This window comes from Pseudoxanthobacter sp. M-2 (assembly GCF_046156265.1).
Lineage (GTDB): Bacteria > Pseudomonadota > Alphaproteobacteria > Rhizobiales > Segnochrobactraceae > CAMDHY01.
In genome coordinates this window covers 21,485-37,630 of the sequence record NZ_JAWDIR010000044.1, presented here as the reverse complement: position 1 = coordinate 37,630, position 16,146 = coordinate 21,485, and the positions used below count along the sequence as shown (strand labels likewise).

At 73.3% G+C, this 16,146-nt stretch carries 17 protein-coding genes; 1 reads left to right on the top strand and 16 read right to left on the bottom strand.

Annotated features, from left to right (window positions below; all coding sequences use genetic code 11):
• Nucleotides 1-17: 17 nt before the first annotated feature.
• The 7 genes from ccmE to RUR49_RS19995 form a co-directional block, all read right to left on the bottom strand.
• Nucleotides 18-485 carry a cytochrome c maturation protein CcmE gene (gene ccmE / locus RUR49_RS20025; RefSeq protein WP_409148192.1) on the bottom strand — a complete coding sequence of 156 codons (468 nt, stop codon included), beginning with the start codon at nucleotides 483-485 and terminating at the stop codon, nucleotides 18-20.
• Nucleotides 486-572: 87 nt separating this feature from the next.
• Nucleotides 573-1,727, bottom strand: a complete 1,155-nt coding sequence (ccmI, locus tag RUR49_RS20020; protein WP_409148191.1) for a c-type cytochrome biogenesis protein CcmI — start codon at nucleotides 1,725-1,727, stop codon at nucleotides 573-575.
• A gap of 185 nt (nucleotides 1,728-1,912) precedes the next feature.
• Nucleotides 1,913-2,386 (bottom strand): RT0821/Lpp0805 family surface protein, encoded by a 474-nt coding sequence (locus RUR49_RS20015; protein ID WP_409148190.1) that lies wholly within the window; start codon nucleotides 2,384-2,386, stop codon nucleotides 1,913-1,915.
• Nucleotides 2,387-2,489: 103 nt separating this feature from the next.
• Entirely contained in the window at nucleotides 2,490-3,884 is a 1,395-nt protein-coding gene (locus RUR49_RS20010) for a sensor histidine kinase (RefSeq protein WP_409148189.1), read from the bottom strand.
• The gene (locus tag RUR49_RS20005; protein WP_409148188.1) at nucleotides 3,881-4,552 is read right to left on the bottom strand and encodes a response regulator transcription factor; all 672 of its coding nucleotides are present in this window, start codon (nucleotides 4,550-4,552) and stop codon (nucleotides 3,881-3,883) included. The genes RUR49_RS20010 and RUR49_RS20005 overlap by 4 nt, the downstream gene beginning before the upstream one ends.
• A gap of 38 nt (nucleotides 4,553-4,590) precedes the next feature.
• Entirely contained in the window at nucleotides 4,591-4,896 is a 306-nt protein-coding gene (locus RUR49_RS20000) for a PepSY domain-containing protein (protein WP_409148187.1), read from the bottom strand.
• A 90-nt stretch (nucleotides 4,897-4,986) separates the two neighbouring features.
• Entirely contained in the window at nucleotides 4,987-5,805 is an 819-nt protein-coding gene (locus RUR49_RS19995; protein WP_409148185.1) for a lysozyme, read from the bottom strand.
• A gap of 97 nt (nucleotides 5,806-5,902) precedes the next feature.
• On the opposite strand from RUR49_RS19995, the gene RUR49_RS19990 reads away from it, so the two are divergent.
• The gene (locus RUR49_RS19990; RefSeq protein ID WP_409148183.1) at nucleotides 5,903-6,322 is read left to right on the top strand and encodes a hypothetical protein; all 420 of its coding nucleotides are present in this window, start codon (nucleotides 5,903-5,905) and stop codon (nucleotides 6,320-6,322) included.
• Between the two features lie 197 nt (nucleotides 6,323-6,519).
• Here the strand turns inward: RUR49_RS19990 and RUR49_RS19985 are convergent, their stop codons facing one another.
• From RUR49_RS19985 to RUR49_RS19945, 9 genes are all read right to left on the bottom strand, one after another.
• Entirely contained in the window at nucleotides 6,520-6,738 is a 219-nt protein-coding gene (locus RUR49_RS19985; RefSeq protein WP_409148182.1) for a hypothetical protein, read from the bottom strand.
• On the bottom strand, nucleotides 6,735-7,508 hold the full coding sequence (locus RUR49_RS19980) for a hypothetical protein (RefSeq protein ID WP_409148180.1): 774 nt from the start codon (nucleotides 7,506-7,508) through the stop codon (nucleotides 6,735-6,737). The genes RUR49_RS19985 and RUR49_RS19980 overlap by 4 nt, the downstream gene beginning before the upstream one ends.
• Nucleotides 7,508-7,777, bottom strand: coding sequence for a hypothetical protein (locus tag RUR49_RS19975; protein WP_409148178.1), 270 nt, complete (start codon nucleotides 7,775-7,777; stop codon nucleotides 7,508-7,510). Before RUR49_RS19975 ends, RUR49_RS19980 begins: the two co-directional genes overlap by 1 nt.
• Before the next feature lie 57 nt (nucleotides 7,778-7,834).
• Entirely contained in the window at nucleotides 7,835-8,536 is a 702-nt protein-coding gene (locus RUR49_RS19970; protein WP_409148176.1) for a DUF2793 domain-containing protein, read from the bottom strand.
• Nucleotides 8,529-12,440, bottom strand: coding sequence for a glycoside hydrolase/phage tail family protein (locus RUR49_RS19965; RefSeq protein ID WP_409148175.1), 3,912 nt, complete (start codon nucleotides 12,438-12,440; stop codon nucleotides 8,529-8,531). The genes RUR49_RS19970 and RUR49_RS19965 overlap by 8 nt, the downstream gene beginning before the upstream one ends.
• The gene (locus RUR49_RS19960; RefSeq protein ID WP_409148174.1) at nucleotides 12,440-12,982 is read right to left on the bottom strand and encodes an NlpC/P60 family protein; all 543 of its coding nucleotides are present in this window, start codon (nucleotides 12,980-12,982) and stop codon (nucleotides 12,440-12,442) included. The genes RUR49_RS19965 and RUR49_RS19960 overlap by 1 nt, the downstream gene beginning before the upstream one ends.
• A gap of 637 nt (nucleotides 12,983-13,619) precedes the next feature.
• Complete coding sequence (locus RUR49_RS19955) at nucleotides 13,620-14,507, bottom strand: DUF2163 domain-containing protein (protein WP_409148173.1); 888 nt, start codon at nucleotides 14,505-14,507, stop codon at nucleotides 13,620-13,622.
• Entirely contained in the window at nucleotides 14,504-15,145 is a 642-nt protein-coding gene (locus RUR49_RS19950; RefSeq protein ID WP_409148172.1) for a TIGR02217 family protein, read from the bottom strand. The genes RUR49_RS19955 and RUR49_RS19950 overlap by 4 nt, the downstream gene beginning before the upstream one ends.
• A 370-nt stretch (nucleotides 15,146-15,515) precedes the next feature.
• Nucleotides 15,516-16,049: a phage tail tape measure protein gene (locus tag RUR49_RS19945; protein ID WP_409148170.1), complete on the bottom strand. Its 534-nt coding sequence runs from the start codon at nucleotides 16,047-16,049 to the stop codon at nucleotides 15,516-15,518.
• Nucleotides 16,050-16,146 lie beyond the last annotated feature (97 nt).

The window sequence follows — 16,146 nt, the reverse complement described above, 5'->3', positions numbered from 1 at the left end:
GGCTCCCCTTCTCTCGCCTACTGGCTGGCGACGCCCGGTTCGCCCGCTTGCTCGCCGTCCTGCCAGTGGCCCTGCGCCTTCAGCGCGTCCGCGACCTCTTTCGGCATGTAGTTCTCGTCGTGCTTGGCGAGCACGGTGTCGGCGACGAAGACGCCGTCAGGGCCGAGGCGACCCTCGGTGACCACGCCCTGACCCTCGCGGAAGAGGTCCGGCAGGATGCCCGTGTATGTCACCGGGATGGTGCTCGCCGTGTCGGTGACGGCGAAGCGGACGTCGGTCTCGCCGGTCCGCTCGACGCTGCCCTCGGCCACGAGGCCGCCCATGCGCACCCGGTCGCCAACCGGGACCTGCCGCTCGGCGAGCTCGGTCGGGGTGCGGAAGAATACGATCTGGTCGTTCAGTGCCGACAGCACCAGGCCAGTCGCCGACATCAGCACGGCGCCCGCCACGCCGATCAGCACGAGACGTCTCTGCTTGCGCGTCATCGGTTCACCCCGGTGATCATCGCCCGCCCCGGTTTGCCATCGAAGGCCCCAAGCACGTTCGTCCTCCCGCCGGTTCGTCCGGCCGTTTCACTCGGCGAGGCCGAGCCCCGCCGCCGTTGCGTCGAGGCGCTGCACGTCCGCCGCGTCCGAGTGCGCCGCCCTCGCCGCAGCGAGGGCCGTGCGCGCCTCTTCGGTTCGCCCCAGCACAACATAGGAGCGTACCAGCCGAAGCCAATCGTCCACCGTGCCGCCCTCGCTGGCGAGACGGGCCGACAGCCCCTCGACCATGTTGCCGATCATGGCGGCCCGCTCCTCGGGCGTCATCTCGGCCGCCGCCTCGACGTCCGCGGCGTCAGGACCGGGCGCACCCGAACTCGGTGCTGTCGAAGTTGCCGCAGGCGGCGCCTCGGTTGATCCGGTCAGTGTCGCGAGCTGAGTGCGCGCCACCGGCAGCCAGGGCTCGTTGCCGCTGGCGCTGTCGATGATCGCCTGCCACGCCGCCTGCGCATCGGCCGTACGGCCGTCCTGGCCGAGCGCCAGCGCCAGGAAGAAGCGCGGCCGGATCGCGGCGGGATCGAGGGCGAGCGCGCGCTCGAAAGCCGCGCGTGCATCGGCGGTGATGACGCCGCCGGCGTCACCCGTCAGCGCTTCACCAAGGCCGGCCTCGAGATCGGCCGATGGGCCGTTCGTGCGGATGGCGTTGGAGAAGGCCGCGGCGGCATCACCATAGCGACCGGCGCGCAGATAGACCGGGGCGAGCACCGCCCAGCCCTGGCCGTCGTCCGGGTTCTGCGTGAGATGCCCCTCGACCCGCGCCACCAGCGCCTCGAGGTTCTGGCCGTCGACCGGCTCCGACTGGCGGCTCGCGAGCGGCAGGTCGGGCAGGGTCGGCGCGCCGAAACCGCCGTAAAGGGAAACGGCGAGCAGCGGCAGCCCGACGATCGCCAGGGTGGCCGCCACAATCAGCGGCCAACGCCGCTGCGGCGCCGCCTGTTGCGGGCGCTGCGACGCACGGATCAGCCGGCGGCCGATCTCGGCCCGCGCCGCCTCCGCCTCGCGTCCGCTGACGGCGCCGCGGGCGACGTCACGCTCGAGCTCAGCGAGCTGGTCGGCGTAAATCGCGGCGTCGGGGGCCGACAGCCCGTCCTCGGAAACGCCGCGCGAACGGCCCGCCCGCGCCATCGGAACGAGCACCGAGAGCGCTGCAAGCGCGGTCAGCACGGCGAACACAGCCCAAACCATCGGCTACCCGAAAACGCTCCTGCCAGCGGCGACCTCGCAGCCTATGTGGCCGCCTCTCGCTCGACTGGAACGATGACAGGTTGTCACGCGCCCGTCGCGGGGTTCGATCAATTTCTGCAGGAAGATGCGCCGAAGCCACTGGCGTCGCGCCGCCGCGGCCAATCACGCCCCTGAGTGCCGTCGCCTCAGGCGATCGCCTGCCAGGAGCCGTCAGTGCGCCGGCAGGCGGCGCCACGCCGCACTTCGCGGCCCGCGGAGGTCTCGACGGTGTGCGCGAAATCGCGGCACTCGAGGTTGTTCACGACATAGACCGGGCCGGGGACGATCTCGCCCTTGTTGCCGGTCGCCGGGTTCGTCCACGTCACCGACGTGCCGGCGCGCGACTGGTCGAGGGCCCGCGTCTGCGCCTTGTAGGCGGCTGCGAGGTCACCCGGGCCGAGCCCACCGCCGAAGCCCGCACCGAGCAGCGCCTCGATCTTTTCCGAGGCGATCGATTCGGGAGCCTCTGCGGGCGCCGCGAGACCCGTCGCCGACAGCGGCGTGCCGATCGCCACGCCATCTGTGCCTGCACAACCGGCGAGCGCCAGCATGAGGCCCGCGGCGACCATCGGTCGCAGCGTCCGCCGTCCGCCCGCCATCACCGTTCCGTTCGCCGGCATGTCGCACCCATCGGCGGGCAAGGACGCGCCCGCAACAGGGCCATAGTTAGGTCCGTTCGCGCTCCGTTTCCAGAGTCCTTTTGCACTGCGGGAGAATCGGGCGTCAAAGGATCGGGAGCGAAAGCACCGCGCGCAGCCCGCCGGACGGTGCTGCATCGAGTTCCAGCCGCCCGCCATAGAGCCCGGCGAGGTCGGTGACGATGGCGAGGCCGAGGCCCGAGCCCGGCACGCTCTCGTCGAGCCGCCGGCCGCGCTCCAGCGCTGCCTTGCGGGCGGCCGGGCCGAGCCCCGGCCCGTCGTCGTCGACGATCACTCGCGCCATCCGCCGGTCGCCCCCCGCCGCCCCCGTCGCCTCGACGCGCAGCTGCACCGTTCCGGTGGCCCACTTGCAGGCGTTGTCGAGGAGGTTGCCGAGCATCTCCTCGAGGTCCTGGCGCTCGCCGCGGAAGCGCAGGTCCGCCGGCACGCTCACCTCCACCGCGAGGCCGCGCTCCCCGTGGATGCGCCGCATCGCCCGCGCCAGTCCCTCCGCCGCCGGAGCGATCTCGGTGACGACGCCGATCATCCGCCGCTGCGCCGCGAGCCGGGCGCGGTCGAGGTGATGGTTCACCTGCGCCTGCATGAGGAGGGCCTGTTCCTCGACCTTGGCCGCGAGCGGCCCCTCCCCGGCGCGCGCCTCGTTCAGCACCACCGAAAGCGGCGTCTTCAGCGCATGTGCGAGATTGCCGACGTGGGTGCGGGCGCGATCGACCACCTCGCGGTTGGAATCGATCAGCGCGTTGAGCTCGGTGGCGAGCGGGGCGATCTCGCTCGGGAACGCGCCTTCGAGCCGTTGCGTGTCGCCGACGCGGATGGCGTGCAGCGCCGCCCGCATCCGTTCGAGCGGTTTCAGGCCGACGCGCACCTGCAGCAGCGTCGCCAGCACCAGCCCGAGCCCGAAGACCGACAGCGTCGCCGCCACGCGCGTGCCGAAGGTCGCCACCTCCTCGCCGATCTCGGTGGCGTTGCCGGCCACCGCGACCAGATAGCGGCCGCCGTCGGCGAGCGAGATGACCCGCTCGAGATAGCGCAGGTCCTCACCGTCCGGCCCGGCGATGGCGCCGCGGGCGGGCGTGCCGTCGAGGCTCGGCTCGCCGTCCGGCAGCGCCAGCACGTCGCCGGCGAGCGAGGGCGAGCTCATCTCGACGACGCCGGCCGGAAAGCTGCGCACCGTCCAGTACCAGCCCGACAAGGGCAGCCCGAAGCGCGGCTCGCCGAGATTGCCCGGCTCGCGCAGCGCGATCTCGTCGTCGCCCTCGCCCACCATCTGGGCGATCAGCGTCTTCAGGAAGACATCGAGCCGCTCGTCGAAGCCGCGCTCGACCGATTGCCGGTAGAGCGCCACCAGGATGACGCCGGCGGCGGCGAGCGAGATGGCGCTCCACAGCATCGCCGACAGCAGCAGCCGTGCCGCGAGAGAGCTCGGCGCGCCCTGGGGTGCCCTGAGCCCGCGGATCATCCGCCCTCCGGCGGCGCCACCAGCCGGTAGCCGAGGCCGCGCACCGTCTCGATCACGTCGGCCACGAGCTTCTTGCGCAGCCGTCCAACGAACACTTCGATCGTATTGGAATCGCGATCGAAATCCTGATCGTAGAGATGCTCGGTGAGCTCGCTGCGCGACACCACCCGGCCCTGATGCATCAGGAGATAGACCAGCAGCCGATACTCGTGGGAGGTGAGCTTCACCGGCGTTCCGTCGACGGTGACGCGCGACGCCCGCGTGTCGACCCGCACAGGCCCGCACGTAATGTCGTTGGAGGCGTGGCCGGCGGCGCGGCGCACCAGCGCCCTGAGCCGCGCCAGCACCTCCTCCATGTGGAAGGGCTTCGCCACATAGTCGTCGGCACCGGCGTCGATGCCGGCGACCTTATCGCTCCAGCGGTCGCGCGCCGTCAGGAGCAGCACCGGCATCGCCCGCCCGTCGCGCCGCCAGCGCTCCAGCACGCTGATGCCGTCGAGCCGCGGCAGGCCGATGTCGAGCACCACCGCGTCATAGGGCTCGGTGTCGCCGAGGAAGTGGCCCTCCTCGCCGTCGAAGGCGGTGTCGACGGCATAGCCCGCTTCGCGCAGAGCCGTGCCAAGCTGGCGGCTGAGATCGTGATCGTCCTCGACGACGAGTACCCGCAAGCGCCCTCTCCTCCGTCCCGGTTCCTCTCGCCCCGACCCTAGCGCCCGACGAGGGCGCCGCTGAAGGCATCCACCGTCAATCGCCGCACCGCGCCGCCCGCCCCCAGCACCGTCGCCACATAGACGAGCCGCCCGCCGCGCCAGCACAGCTTGAGGTCGATCATCTCGCCCTGCACCGCCCGGCGGATCTGGCCTGGCCGCATCGCCTGGCCCGACTGCACCGCCTGCCGACGCTCGGCCCCGCTCAGGCACTCGGCCGCCGCCGCCGGCCCGACGACGGCGAGATGGCCGGCGAGGGACGTCAGGACGAGAAGGATCGCGAGAAGGGCGGTTCCCGGGCGCATGGGCTCTCGATAAGGCGGCCGCGCTGAACCTTCCATGAACGCCGGCCGCCGTCGAGGCGCCGTTCGACGGATCATCGCCCGCGGCGGCCGTCAGCGGATCGGCGCCCGCGCCGTCAGGCGTCCCCAGATCGCCACGAGCCCGCCGATCACGCCACCCAGGGCGGCGAGCGTCTCCAGCACCTGCCCCTGGCCGATCTCGTCGAGCCCCGCCGTGGGCCCCAGCACTGGCAGCAGCGCCGCCGCCACCGCGATCAACCCGCCCCACACGGCCTTCGACGCCAGCGCCGGCTTGCCCGGAAGTCCCGGCGCTGCGATGGTCTGCGGTTCGACCACCGCCGTCGCCGCCTCATGCGTCGTCACTACGGTCGCCCCCGTCGCCGGCCCGGTCGGCTCCGCCCGCGGGACCACCGGCACCGAAGGCGGCGCCACCGCCGTCGGCTCGGTCACCGCCCCACCCGTCGCACCGCCGCCGGCGACGAACATCGCCCGCTCCTCCGCCCGCCGGCGCGTCAGCCCGGCAAGCACGCGGCCACCCGCCTTGTTCCAGCGCCCGAACTCCGCCGCCGCCCCGGCCCGGTCGCCGGCGTTCAGCTTCTTCAGGAGCGTCGAGCGCCCAAGCGCCCCCTCGCCGACATTGAAGGTGAACGACACCAGCGCATCGAACTCGCTTTGCGACAGCGCCACCGTCACGAGCCGCGTCACCGCCGCCTCGAAACGGGCGAGGTCGCGCCCGAGGATCGCGTCTGCCTCCGCCGCGGTGATCGTCATCCCGGCGACGGGCACCGGCGGTCCGGCCGCGGCCGTATGGCCGCAGCCGATCGTCCAGATCCCGGCGGCGTCCCGGTAGGCGGAAAGCCGCAGTCCTTCGTGGCGGCCGATGAAGGCACGCCCGGCGGGGCTCGTTCGCATCGCGTCGTCTCCCGGTATCGATCGTGGTGAAGGGCCGTCTTGCCGCCGCGGGCGCGAGGCTCTACCCCTTTCGGGCAGCGGCAGCGGAGGTTCGGTCATGCGTGTCGGTTCGCAGCGCGCCAAAGGCGCGGCGTCGGTTTTCGCGGCGGCGCTCGCCGTCGCGCTGGTGATGGGCACGGTCGTCCCGGCGGCGGCGGACTGCGCCGCTGAGATCACCGCCCTCGAGAAGAAGATCCAGGCCGAGAATCCCGGCCTCGGCGGCATGCCGGGCGATCCGGCGGCCGCCTCGGCGGTGACGCCGCCGGCCGGCACCGCCCCGGCCCCGACCGGCGGCCCCGACCCGCTGGCCGCCGCCGACGCCTCCGGTGCCGACGCGGCCATCGGCAACCCGCCGGTTGCCGGCCCGATCGCCGCGATGAACGCGCTCTCGGAGGCGAACGCCCTCCAGGAAGCCGGTGACGAGCAGGGCTGCCTCCAGTACCTCCACCAGGCCGAGGCGCTCCTGAAGAAGAAGTAGCGGCGTCTTACCCTCCCCCCTCGTGGGGGAGGTGGCGGGCGAAGCCCGCCGGAGGGGGCCGCCGCGCGAACGCGCGGCGGTACCGCGCCAGAGATTGCCGGACCCTCCTCCGCCGTCGGCTGACGCCGCCGGCGCCCTCCCCGGTCCGCCTGCGGCGGCCCGACCCTCCCACGAGGGGAGGGTGGGAGCGGACCCCCCTACTCCCCCACCCACTCCTCGGCGCCGACCGCCCGCGTCGGCAGCGCCGCCAGCACGCCGTGCCGCAGCGCATGCGCCGGATCGGCGAGCACCGCCACCGGCAGTACGAACGTGCCACCGGCGAGCCCGACCGGGTCGAGCCGGTGACCCGCGCTCGTCTCGCCCCGCACCGCATCGGCCTCGACAACCGTCAGCTCGATGTAGCTCGCCTCGCTCATGGCAGCGCTCCCACCGCGTCGAGATAGGCCTCGCAGGCCGCGTCGAGGGCCGCGATCTGGCCGCCGTCGAGCCCCGCCCCGACGCCCGCGACGGCCAGCCGCCGCGCCGAGTAGGTGGACGCGGCCGCCCCGATGCGGACGACCCCCGCACTGATCTGGTCGCTCGCCTGCACCGGGCTTGCGACAACCGTCCCGCCCCGAAAGAAGTCATGGCCGGCGCTGCTCGTGCGCGACCAGCCGACGAGCCCGAGGGAATCCGCCACGGCGACGGTCGTCGAGGTGGTGGTGTTCGCCCGCGCCGCCAGGGCCCCGAAGGAGCGCGCCAGCAGCCGTGTCGCCGAGCCGGTGCCGATCTCCGCGGCGCTGGCATTGAGGTCGGTCAGCGACCAGACGAACAGCGTCGCATCATTCTGGGCGAACCGCGTGCCGCCGAGGCTCGGATTGAGACCGGTCGACAGATAGGAGGTCGCGCCATCGCCGGCGAAGCCGCGGTCGGCCACGAACGACGGCGAGTTCACCGCCGTGCAGGTGTGCGCCCCCGGAGCGATCAGGTTCACCCGCCCCGCCTGCTCGTCATGCGCCGCGAGGAGGTAGAGAAGGTCGAGCCGGGTCCACAGCCCGCCCGCCTTGATCGCCCGCACGAAGGCGTCGAACAGCGCCACCCGCGCCGCCGACGGCGCCACCGTCATCGCCGAGGCATAGGCTGCGGCGTCCGGGTCGATCGCCCGGTAGGCTCCCGCCGCCCCCACCGGCAGTCCGATGCCGAGCATCAGACGAGCCCGACGAGGGCGGTGGCGGTGGTGTCGGTCGCCCGCACCCGCCGCGCCCGCACCGGCAGCACCGTGCCCGAGGGAACGCCGGAAAACACGGTCGTGCCGCCCTCGGCGTCGTGGATCGACACGGCGCCTCCGCCGCCGACATAGAGGCCGCGCACCAGTTCGGGCAGGTCGTCGTCGTCATCCGGCGTGATGGCGAAGCAGCGCACCGCCGGGCCGTCGGGCCCGGGTCCCTGGTGGGCGAAGCGGTCGAGGATCGGCATGGCTCGGCTCCTGTCTGCGAGAGGTTGCGTCTGTCTGGATCGGTCGTCCGGGCGGCCTCAGGCGGCCGGCGCAGTGAAGCCGATGACCTGCATCGCCACGCGCACCGCGCCGCCGGTGAAATCGCCGCCGTTGGCGGTGAGGCGGACGGGCGTGTCGGCATAGACGGCGAACGGCCCGACGACGCCGACATTGGTCGACCCCGCCCCGGCCCCGAGCGACCCGCCGAACTTCGACGGCTCGCCGGCAAGGCCGCAGTCGTAGGAGGTCGCCCCGGTGACCGCCGTCACCGTCCGCACGCTCACCGCCAGCACCAGCGCCCGCGCCGGGATCACTGCCACGGTGTCGACGAAGGGGCCCGTGAGCGCCACCTCCTCCTCGATCACCGCCGGCGAGAGGCTCGCCCCGTTCGGGCTCGCGGCGATCGCGCTCGCCCAGCCGAGGCCGGGGCGGAACACCGCGAGCCGCGCCTCGTCGGCGACGTAGCCGACCTGGCCGAGAGCGGGCGCGCGGAACACCCAGCCGCCACCGATGCGCGCGGCGATCTCGCCGGCATGGCCGCTCCACGCCCCGCTCGCCCCCGCCGGCACGCCGTAGCGGTCGCCGTCGACCGGCGAGCCCGGCGGCGCGGTCTCCACCACACTCTCGAGCCGCAGCGAAGCGAGCGCGTCGAGCAGGAGCAGGGCCTCGTTGACCGTCACATGCTTCTGCGCCTGCGCGGCCGCGACGAGCGGCAGCGAAAAGTTCGGGGTCTCAGACATGCAGCAGCGCCTCCCTTGGCGTTCCGGCGCCGAAGCCGGCCGCGATCTGCGCGACGCGCACGGCGAGGCTCGCCGGTGGGGCGCCGAAGTCGGCGATCTGGTCGGCCGCCGCATAGACGGCCGCGGGCTCGCCGGTGACGATGCGGCGCTTCAGGGTCGAGCCGTCGAGGATGTCGAGGCGGTAGCGCTCGCGCTCCTCGCCGAGCGGCACCTCCTCCTCGCCCCATCCGTCACCGCCGATCCGAGTCCGTCGGATCCACGAGACGGTCACGTCGCCGCTGCCGGAATCGCGCACCGCCTTCAGGTGAACCGGGCTGAGCGGCCTCAGCCCCCGCCCCTGCGGCGCCAGCGTCTCCGTCACCGCCGTGGCGCCGGTGGGGTCCGCCCCCGCCGGCGTCGAGCGCCACAGGAACGGCGTGCCGAGCTCGTCCCGCGCCACCGGCAGCGCCGCGAGCCTTCGGTCCACCATCACGAAAGGTGCCCCCGCGGCGGCGCCTGCCGCCATCGCGTCCTCGGTGCCCGACTGTCCCCGCAGCAGCATGGAAAGCGCATAGGTGTCGGCGGCGACGAGTTCGGTGTCTAGGAACTGCAGGAGCTCCCAGGCGCCGGTCTCGGCCTTCACCGCCGCGAGGTTGGCGCCGGCGAGCACGTCGGCCACCGTCCGCGCCTCGAGCCCCCCGGCGATGCGCACGAGGATCCGTCCGCCGCGATCCCATGCCCCTTCCGGCCCCGGCCCGAGCGGCTCGACGAGCGTGCCGATCCGGGCGGGTCGCGTCAGCGTCGCCATCGCCTCGAAGCCGTCGCCGTCGCGGCTGCGCTCCACCACCACGCTGCCGGGCCACGGCCGCGCGAAGGCCGCCGCGTGCGGCCGCTCGGCCGGCACCTCGGCGTCGATCATCGGCAGGTCGAGGATGACGGCCACCGGAGCCCCGTATTGCGCCGGCGCCACCGTCCGCGCGCCCCGCCCGCCCCCACCGTCGCCGCCGCGGCGCCGCCGTCCGCGCCGACGCGCGATCTCGCGGTCGAGAACCCGCGCGGCCACCAGTCGCGTGCCGGCGTCCTCGATCTCTTCGATCACCACGTCTGTTTGAGCCGTCCCCTCGACGACCGTGACGACGTCTCCCGGCTGCAGGGCGAGCAGCGAGGGCGGCAGCGCGAAGGCCACCCGCTCGCGCCCCGCCCAGCGCGAAAACAGCGCCGCGTCCGCCGCCCGGCTCATCGTCTCCGCGTCGGCGAGAACGGCGACGTCGATCTCGGTGACGTGGCGCGTCTCGCCCGCGAGCCGCCGCGACGCCGCCACCGCCGGCGAGAAGTCACGCTCGACGTCGCGGTAGCCGAGCCGGACCTCGATCGGCAGTTCGCTGTCCTGCGTCCGCGTCCAGCGGACGAGCGGTCCACGCCCCCCGGCGGTGTCGACGCACCCGTCGGGCGCGATCGTCGCCACCGGCAGCGTGTCGGCGTCTGTGAAGACGAGCCGGCTGCCGCGGTCGGAGACGATGACGTCGAACGCCTCCACCAGCGGTGCCAGCGCCGCCCGCGCCGCCATCGGCCGGTCGATCACCGCCCCGGCGACGACGCGGTCGAGCCCCTCGACGTCGTAGGCCGTGAAGTCGTGGTCGCGCAGGATGGCGCCGATCAGCCCGCCGACCGTCGTGGCGCCGAGCCGCCCGTTCAGCCAGTGGCCGAGCGGCCAGTTCTGCCCGTCCGACCAGACATCCGACAGCGCCGGAAAGGCCGGCCACGGCCGCGCGTCCCAGGTCCAGAGATGGATGCCGTCCGGGCGCACCATCCGTGCCCCGTCGACCTCCGACTGCGGATTGTCGCCGGAGACGTAGCCGGGCACCGCGGGGTCGAAGTGGCGCAGCATCGCCTCGAGGTAGCGACGCTGCATGGCGTCGTCGCGCCCGCCGTCGGAGAAGTGCGGCAGGTTCGATTCCGACGACTTCGGGTCGACGAAGACGTTCGGCTGGTTCGCGCCGCGGTCGACCGCCGGGCACCCCACCTCGGTGAACCAGAAGGGCTTGCCCTCCGGCTCCCAGGCGGTCGCATCTTCCACCTCGACGCCGTCGAGCCGGTCATAGTGCCGGTGCGACCACCAGCCCTTCAGGTCCTTGTAGCGGAACACCCACGGCTTGCCGTGCATGCCGTCGGTGATCGGCTCCCGGTCCTGGTTCCGCCGCGCCTCGGCGGTCGGATAGTACCAGTCGTAGCCCTCGCCGCCGGCGACGTTGCCGCCGAGATAGGCCGGATCGCAGATCGAGCGCGCCGCCGCGGCATCGAGGTGGTCGCCGTCCCGCCAGTCGGCGAGTGGCCAGTAGACGTCGATGCCGACGAAGTCGACGTGCGGGCTCGTCCACAGCCGGTCGAGGTGAAACAGGTGGTCGCCGCTGCCGTCGTTCGGCCGGTAGCCGAAGAACTCCGACCAGTCGGCCGCATAGGAGATGAGCGTCGAGCCCGGCAGCACGTCCGAGACATCGGAGGCGAGGTCCCGGAGCGCCTGCACGAACGGAAAATCCCGCCGCGCCGAGCGCACCGTCGTGAGCCCGATCAGCTCCGAGCCGATCAGGAAGGCGTCGACGCCGCCCGCCACCGTGCACAGGTGCGCATAGTGCAGGATCATCCGCCGCCACGACCACTCCGCCGGTCCGGTGTAGCGGACCCGGTCGCCGTCGATGTCGAAGTCGGCCGCCACGGCCTCCCCGACGAAGCCGGCGATCTCGTCCGCGGCGTCGCCGCTGCCGTCCGGCGAGCCGGGCCGCCCCGGCGCCGGGTGCACGGTGATCCGCCCCCGCCACGGGAACGCCGCCTGCCCGTCACCGCCCCACGGGTCCGGCAGGTCGTTGCCCGGCGGCACGTCCATGAGCAGGAACGGATAGAAGGTCACCTTCAGCCCGCGCGCGTTGAGCGATCGGATCGCCGCCACGACGCTGTCGTCGGATGGCGTGCCGCCATAGGCAGGCCGCCCCGCGACCCGGCTCGTCTCCTCGGCCTCGCCGCGCGTCACGCCGTCGACCTCCCAGGTCGCCCCGCGCGTGCGGCGGTCGGCGTCCTCGATCTTCGGCCGCGGACGGCAGTGGCCGGCCCGCAGGTCGTCGGCGAACCAGGCGACCACCAGCGCCACCCGTTCGAGCGCCGGGCAGAGGTCGACGAGCTCGTCGATCGCCGCCTCGAAATCGCTCGCCGCCGTGCCGACGTGGCGGTTGTCGGCGATCGTCACCCCCGGCGCGCCCTCGCGCGTCACCGCCTCCGTCGCATAGCCGAACTCCGTCGCCCCGGGGATCAGCGTCACAGCCTGGATCATCCCCTCCAGCGCATCGACGGACCGGATCACCTCGAAGGTTAGCTGCGGCAGCCGGTTGCCGTAGGGGTCGAGCGGCAGCTGCTCGAACACCACATAGGCGAGCCCGCGATAGGCCGGCGCATCGCTCTGCTTCGCCTCGATCAGCGGGTCTGGCTCCTGGAACTCGCCGCCGCGGTGCCGGCGCATCGTCACGCCGGAAAGGTCGAGCGGCTTGCCGTCCGCCCACACCCGGCCGATCCGGTGAACGGGCCCCTCGCAGAGACCGACTGCGAAGTTTGCGAAGTAGCGGTAGCTGCGCTGCGCGCCCCCGAGGCCCTTGCCGCCACCGCCCTCCTCGCGCGTCTCCTCCTCGAGCCGGGTCGCCCAGATCACCTGGCCGGCGATGCGCACCCGCCCGTAGACGCGCGGCACCGGCGCGCCCTCCGTCGAGGTCTGCACGTCGAGGCTCTCGAGCCGCGGTCCGCGCGACCGCTCGCCCGGGATCAGCGCCCGGTCGATTACTGCGCCGGCGAGCCCGCCGACGGCGCGCCCGACCGCCGCCCCCACCGGCCCGAACAGCGCCCCCGCCGCCGCGCCCGCCGTCTGCAGCACCAAGGTCGCCATCAGTCGTCCACCCCCGGAAAGGCGAACGCGTAGGCGAGCCGACCGGCCCACCACCGCGTCAGCCGCGTCGTCACCACCCCCGCCCCCTCGTAGGCGTGCACGAACCGTCCGCTCCCCGACGCCGCGTTCCGCGAGAGAGCCGCGTCGCGACACGCCGCCCATCCCGCGGGGCCCTCGCCGGAAGCTGTATCGGCAGACCGCCCGCTGGAGGCGGCCTCCCGGCAGATCAGGATGCCGGCATGCTTCGCCGGCCCGCCCGGCCGCATGCGGAACACGAGCACGTCTCCCGGCCGGGCCGTCGCCGGATCGATCTCGACGAGATGCCGCCGCCCCGCCTCCGCCAGCGCCTCGGCGCCCCCCGCCTCCGACCAGTCGCGCGTGTAACCCGGCACCCGCTCCGGCTCCTCGCCGAGGAGGGCGCGCCACACTCCGCGCACCAGCCCGAGGCAGTCGCAGCCGACCCCCTTCAGCGACGCCTGGTGCCGGTACGGCGTCCCCATCCACGCCCGCGCCTCGGCTACGATCGCCCCGCGCCCCGCCATGACGACCTCCGAACATGGTTTAAGAAGGATGAACAGAGTCGTGTGAATTGCGAGGATATTGGCTTAAGCTGTTGTTTTTAATCTAATTCCCGCCTCACAACTCACGTGAGCCTCGACCCACCCTCCACACCCTCATCCGTCATGCCCCGGATCGACCGGGGCACCTATCCAACGGAAACAATTGAGCTTTTATCGCATACGCTCGCCTGGCCGCGTCCAGCCGCTCATATGCCCTTTTCCGGCGCCTTTGCCCGAATGGAAAACTGCAATTCATCCAATGCCTTAGGTCGAAACGACAAGATCGCGCGAGACCCTGCATCGACACCCGCCACGGCCTCTCAGCCGCACCGGGTAAACCACTGATTAACCATGATTTTCGTTTGCTTCAGCTCGCGCCCTCAGAGGGAGTCATTCCCGGCCTTGTGCCGGGAACCCATCCCTCTCCCCGAGCGCCATCCCCGCCGTCGCCTCCGCGGCGCCGTCGCATGGGTTCCCGGCACAAGGCCGGGAATGACCTCGAGGGGGTCCTGGGTCGGAGTTCAAGCACGCGTAGAAGGTCGAGGGCCGGGGAGGTGCGGTGGCGGGGGTAGGCTCTATGAAGCCAGGCCGGAGCACTGGCCCCCACCCGCGCCCCCCCTCACACGATCGCCCCGCCATCGTTCTCCCCACTCCCGTCCGGCAGATACGCCAGCGCAAAGCCGTCGCCGGGGATGTGGGGGAAGCCGCGGAAGTTGACCGCGTTGTCGAACTTCGCCACGCACGTCTCGAAGCGCTTGTCGCAGCCGGCCGTCACCCCCACCGTGTCGCCCGGCCCGATCGCCGCCGGCGGCGGCCGCCACAGCTCGATCGTCACCCCCGGCCCGTCGACGGCATGGCGGCGGATCTCGCTCGCAAACCCGTCCGCCGCCCCGCTCGTCACCTTCGCCCGCCCGCCGGCGAACCAGCCGTCGTCGAACGCCCCGAGCCCGGAGACGACCAGCGTCCGCCCGTCGGCGCTGTCCACCGTCGCCACCTCGCGGTAGTCGCCGTCGTTGAGGTCAATGCCGCAGCGGCCGTCGCCGAGGTCGGCGTCGCAGTCGCGGGCGAAGCGGCGGCCGCGCTCCTCCTCGAGCGCCTGGGCCGGCCCGCGCAGCTCCGCCCGGAACGACCCGTCGGCGCGCGTCACCTCGCCGACCGTGCCAGTGCGCAGCCGCTCGCGCAAAGCGGGCTCGCTCCAGTCGACCAGCCACACCTCGACGCTCGCCCCGTCCCACCGCCCGGCGGCGAGGTCGGCGGCGTCGATGCCCTCAGTCGACAGCACCCCCTCCACCTCCACCCCGCCGGCGGCGAGCGTCGCGGTCGCCGTGTCGGCGCTCGTCTCGAAGCCCCCGGCCGGCAGGTAGTCGTCGCCGCCGAAACTCACGACCCGGTCGTGGTCGGTGAAGGCGCGCCCGCCCCCCGCCCGCGGCGTGATCTTCCAGCAGCGGCAGAGCGTCGTCGCGCCCTCCGAGAGCCGTGCGGCGAGCCCCGCCGGCAGCGTCCTCACGGCCGGATCTCGACGATCGGCACCACCGGCACGGTACCGGCCTCGAAGGCGGAAAGGTCGATCTCCAGCCGGTCGGTATCGAAGCGCACCGGGCAGTCGAACAGGAAGCCCGCCTTCACCCGCGCTCCCTCCGCCGGCGTCTTCGCCGCCGACAGCGTCACGATCCCCGTCGTCGGATCGATGTCGAGATGGCCCGGCCCGATCTCCTCCCCCTCGACCGACACCCGCACGGACCCCTCCACCGGCTTCTCGATCGGCCGGTAGTAGGGCGCGTGCTGCGCGCCGTAGCGCTTGCGCAGCTGGAACGCCCGCCGCTCGCCGTCGCCGGTGCCCAGTGTCTGGTCCTCCGGCCCGGGCTCGCCGCTCGGCAGACACGACTTGAAGTCGGTCGGGTCGCGAAAGCGGAACCCGTGGAGCCGGCCCCGCCGCTCCTCGAAGAAGTCGATGACGACCGCCAGGTCATCGAGGCTGCGGATCCCCGTTCCGGCATTGAAACGCCGCCGCGCGTCGGCCCAACGGCTGTTGCGCTCCTCGCGGCCCGAGCCGAGCACGACGATCTCCGTCCGCCGCTCCGGCCCCCCGACCGCCCCGAACGCCACCCCCAGCGGAAACCGCACCTCGTGAAAGGACGTCGGCATGATGGTCTCCTCCCACTCGATTGCTGTCTGTCGCAGTCACGGTCCGCCAACGAGGCCTTCCCCTCCCCCCTCGTGGGGGAGGTGGTCGGCGGAGCCGACCGGAGGGGGCCGCCGCGCGGAAGCGCGGCGGTACGGCGCCTGAAATTGCCGAACCGCCGCACCGCCGCCGGCTGACGCCAGCGGCGGCCCTCCCCGGTCCGCTCCGCGGCCCGGCCCTCCCACCCAGGTCGGCTTGCCGACCTGGGCACTTCAGCTGACCGGAGCGGGCAAGCCCGCTTCGGTAGGGGAGGGCGGGCGCCCCACGAACCACTGCCGACTGCCGACTGCCGGCTGCCGGCTGCCGGCTGCCGACTACCGACTGCCGATCCCCTCACATCCCCCGCCGCCCGCGCCCCACGGCCCGGGCGAGCATCGCCGACACCTGCGCCTCGGAGCGCCGGAACCCGTCGACATCCGGCGTCGTCACGTTCAGCGTAAACTGCACCGCCCGCTCGCCGCCCCCGGCTGCGCCGGCACCACCGCCGAAGCCCGCAACACCTCCGGTCCGACCCCCACCGCCGCCTCCGCGGCCAAACCCGCCGCCGAGCCCCCCCGCTCCACCCGCCGCCGCGATCGGCGACACCGTCGCCGCCGCCGCCCCGGCGAGACCGGACAGTCCGCCCGCGACGATGCCCTCGAGGGGCACAAGCGCCCGGTCGAGCAGCCGCGCCGTCAGCCGCTCGGCCGCCCGCGCCAGCACCTGGTCGAGCCGCTCGCCGTAGACGACGGCGCTCGCGAGCCCCGTCCCGAGGTCGCCGGCGATACCCCGCGCGGTCCGCCGCACCCCGTCGAGGGTGCGCGCGAGCTCCGCCGCCGCCACCACCGCCTCGCCGTCGCCGAGCCCGGACATGTCGTCGTCCGCCATGATGATCCTCCAATATCTGCAGCAGCAGACTCCCGTCCGCGTCGCCGCCGCGCGCGCCCACCGGGGGTCTTGCCGCCGCCCCTTCCCCTCCCCCCTC

Bases quoted from the DNA above. Each gene is read 5' to 3' on its own strand.
- ccmE (WP_409148192.1), bottom strand. From the start codon at position 485: ATGACGCGCAAGCAGAGACGTCTCGTGCTGATCGGCGTGGCGGGCGCC.
- ccmI (WP_409148191.1), bottom strand. From the start codon at position 1,727: ATGGTTTGGGCTGTGTTCGCCGTGCTGACCGCGCTTGCAGCGCTCTCG.
- RUR49_RS20015 (WP_409148190.1), bottom strand. From the start codon at position 2,386: ATGCCGGCGAACGGAACGGTGATGGCGGGCGGACGGCGGACGCTGCGA.
- RUR49_RS20010 (WP_409148189.1), bottom strand. From the start codon at position 3,884: ATGATCCGCGGGCTCAGGGCACCCCAGGGCGCGCCGAGCTCTCTCGCG.
- RUR49_RS20000 (WP_409148187.1), bottom strand. From the start codon at position 4,896: ATGCGCCCGGGAACCGCCCTTCTCGCGATCCTTCTCGTCCTGACGTCC.
- RUR49_RS19995 (WP_409148185.1), bottom strand. From the start codon at position 5,805: ATGCGAACGAGCCCCGCCGGGCGTGCCTTCATCGGCCGCCACGAAGGA.
- RUR49_RS19990 (WP_409148183.1), top strand. From the start codon at position 5,903: ATGCGTGTCGGTTCGCAGCGCGCCAAAGGCGCGGCGTCGGTTTTCGCG.
- RUR49_RS19985 (WP_409148182.1), bottom strand. From the start codon at position 6,738: ATGAGCGAGGCGAGCTACATCGAGCTGACGGTTGTCGAGGCCGATGCG.
- RUR49_RS19980 (WP_409148180.1), bottom strand. From the start codon at position 7,508: ATGCTCGGCATCGGACTGCCGGTGGGGGCGGCGGGAGCCTACCGGGCG.
- RUR49_RS19975 (WP_409148178.1), bottom strand. From the start codon at position 7,777: ATGCCGATCCTCGACCGCTTCGCCCACCAGGGACCCGGGCCCGACGGC.
- RUR49_RS19970 (WP_409148176.1), bottom strand. From the start codon at position 8,536: ATGTCTGAGACCCCGAACTTTTCGCTGCCGCTCGTCGCGGCCGCGCAG.
- RUR49_RS19965 (WP_409148175.1), bottom strand. From the start codon at position 12,440: ATGGCGACCTTGGTGCTGCAGACGGCGGGCGCGGCGGCGGGGGCGCTG.
- RUR49_RS19960 (WP_409148174.1), bottom strand. From the start codon at position 12,982: ATGGCGGGGCGCGGGGCGATCGTAGCCGAGGCGCGGGCGTGGATGGGG.
- RUR49_RS19950 (WP_409148172.1), bottom strand. From the start codon at position 15,145: ATGCCGACGTCCTTTCACGAGGTGCGGTTTCCGCTGGGGGTGGCGTTC.
- RUR49_RS19945 (WP_409148170.1), bottom strand. From the start codon at position 16,049: ATGGCGGACGACGACATGTCCGGGCTCGGCGACGGCGAGGCGGTGGTG.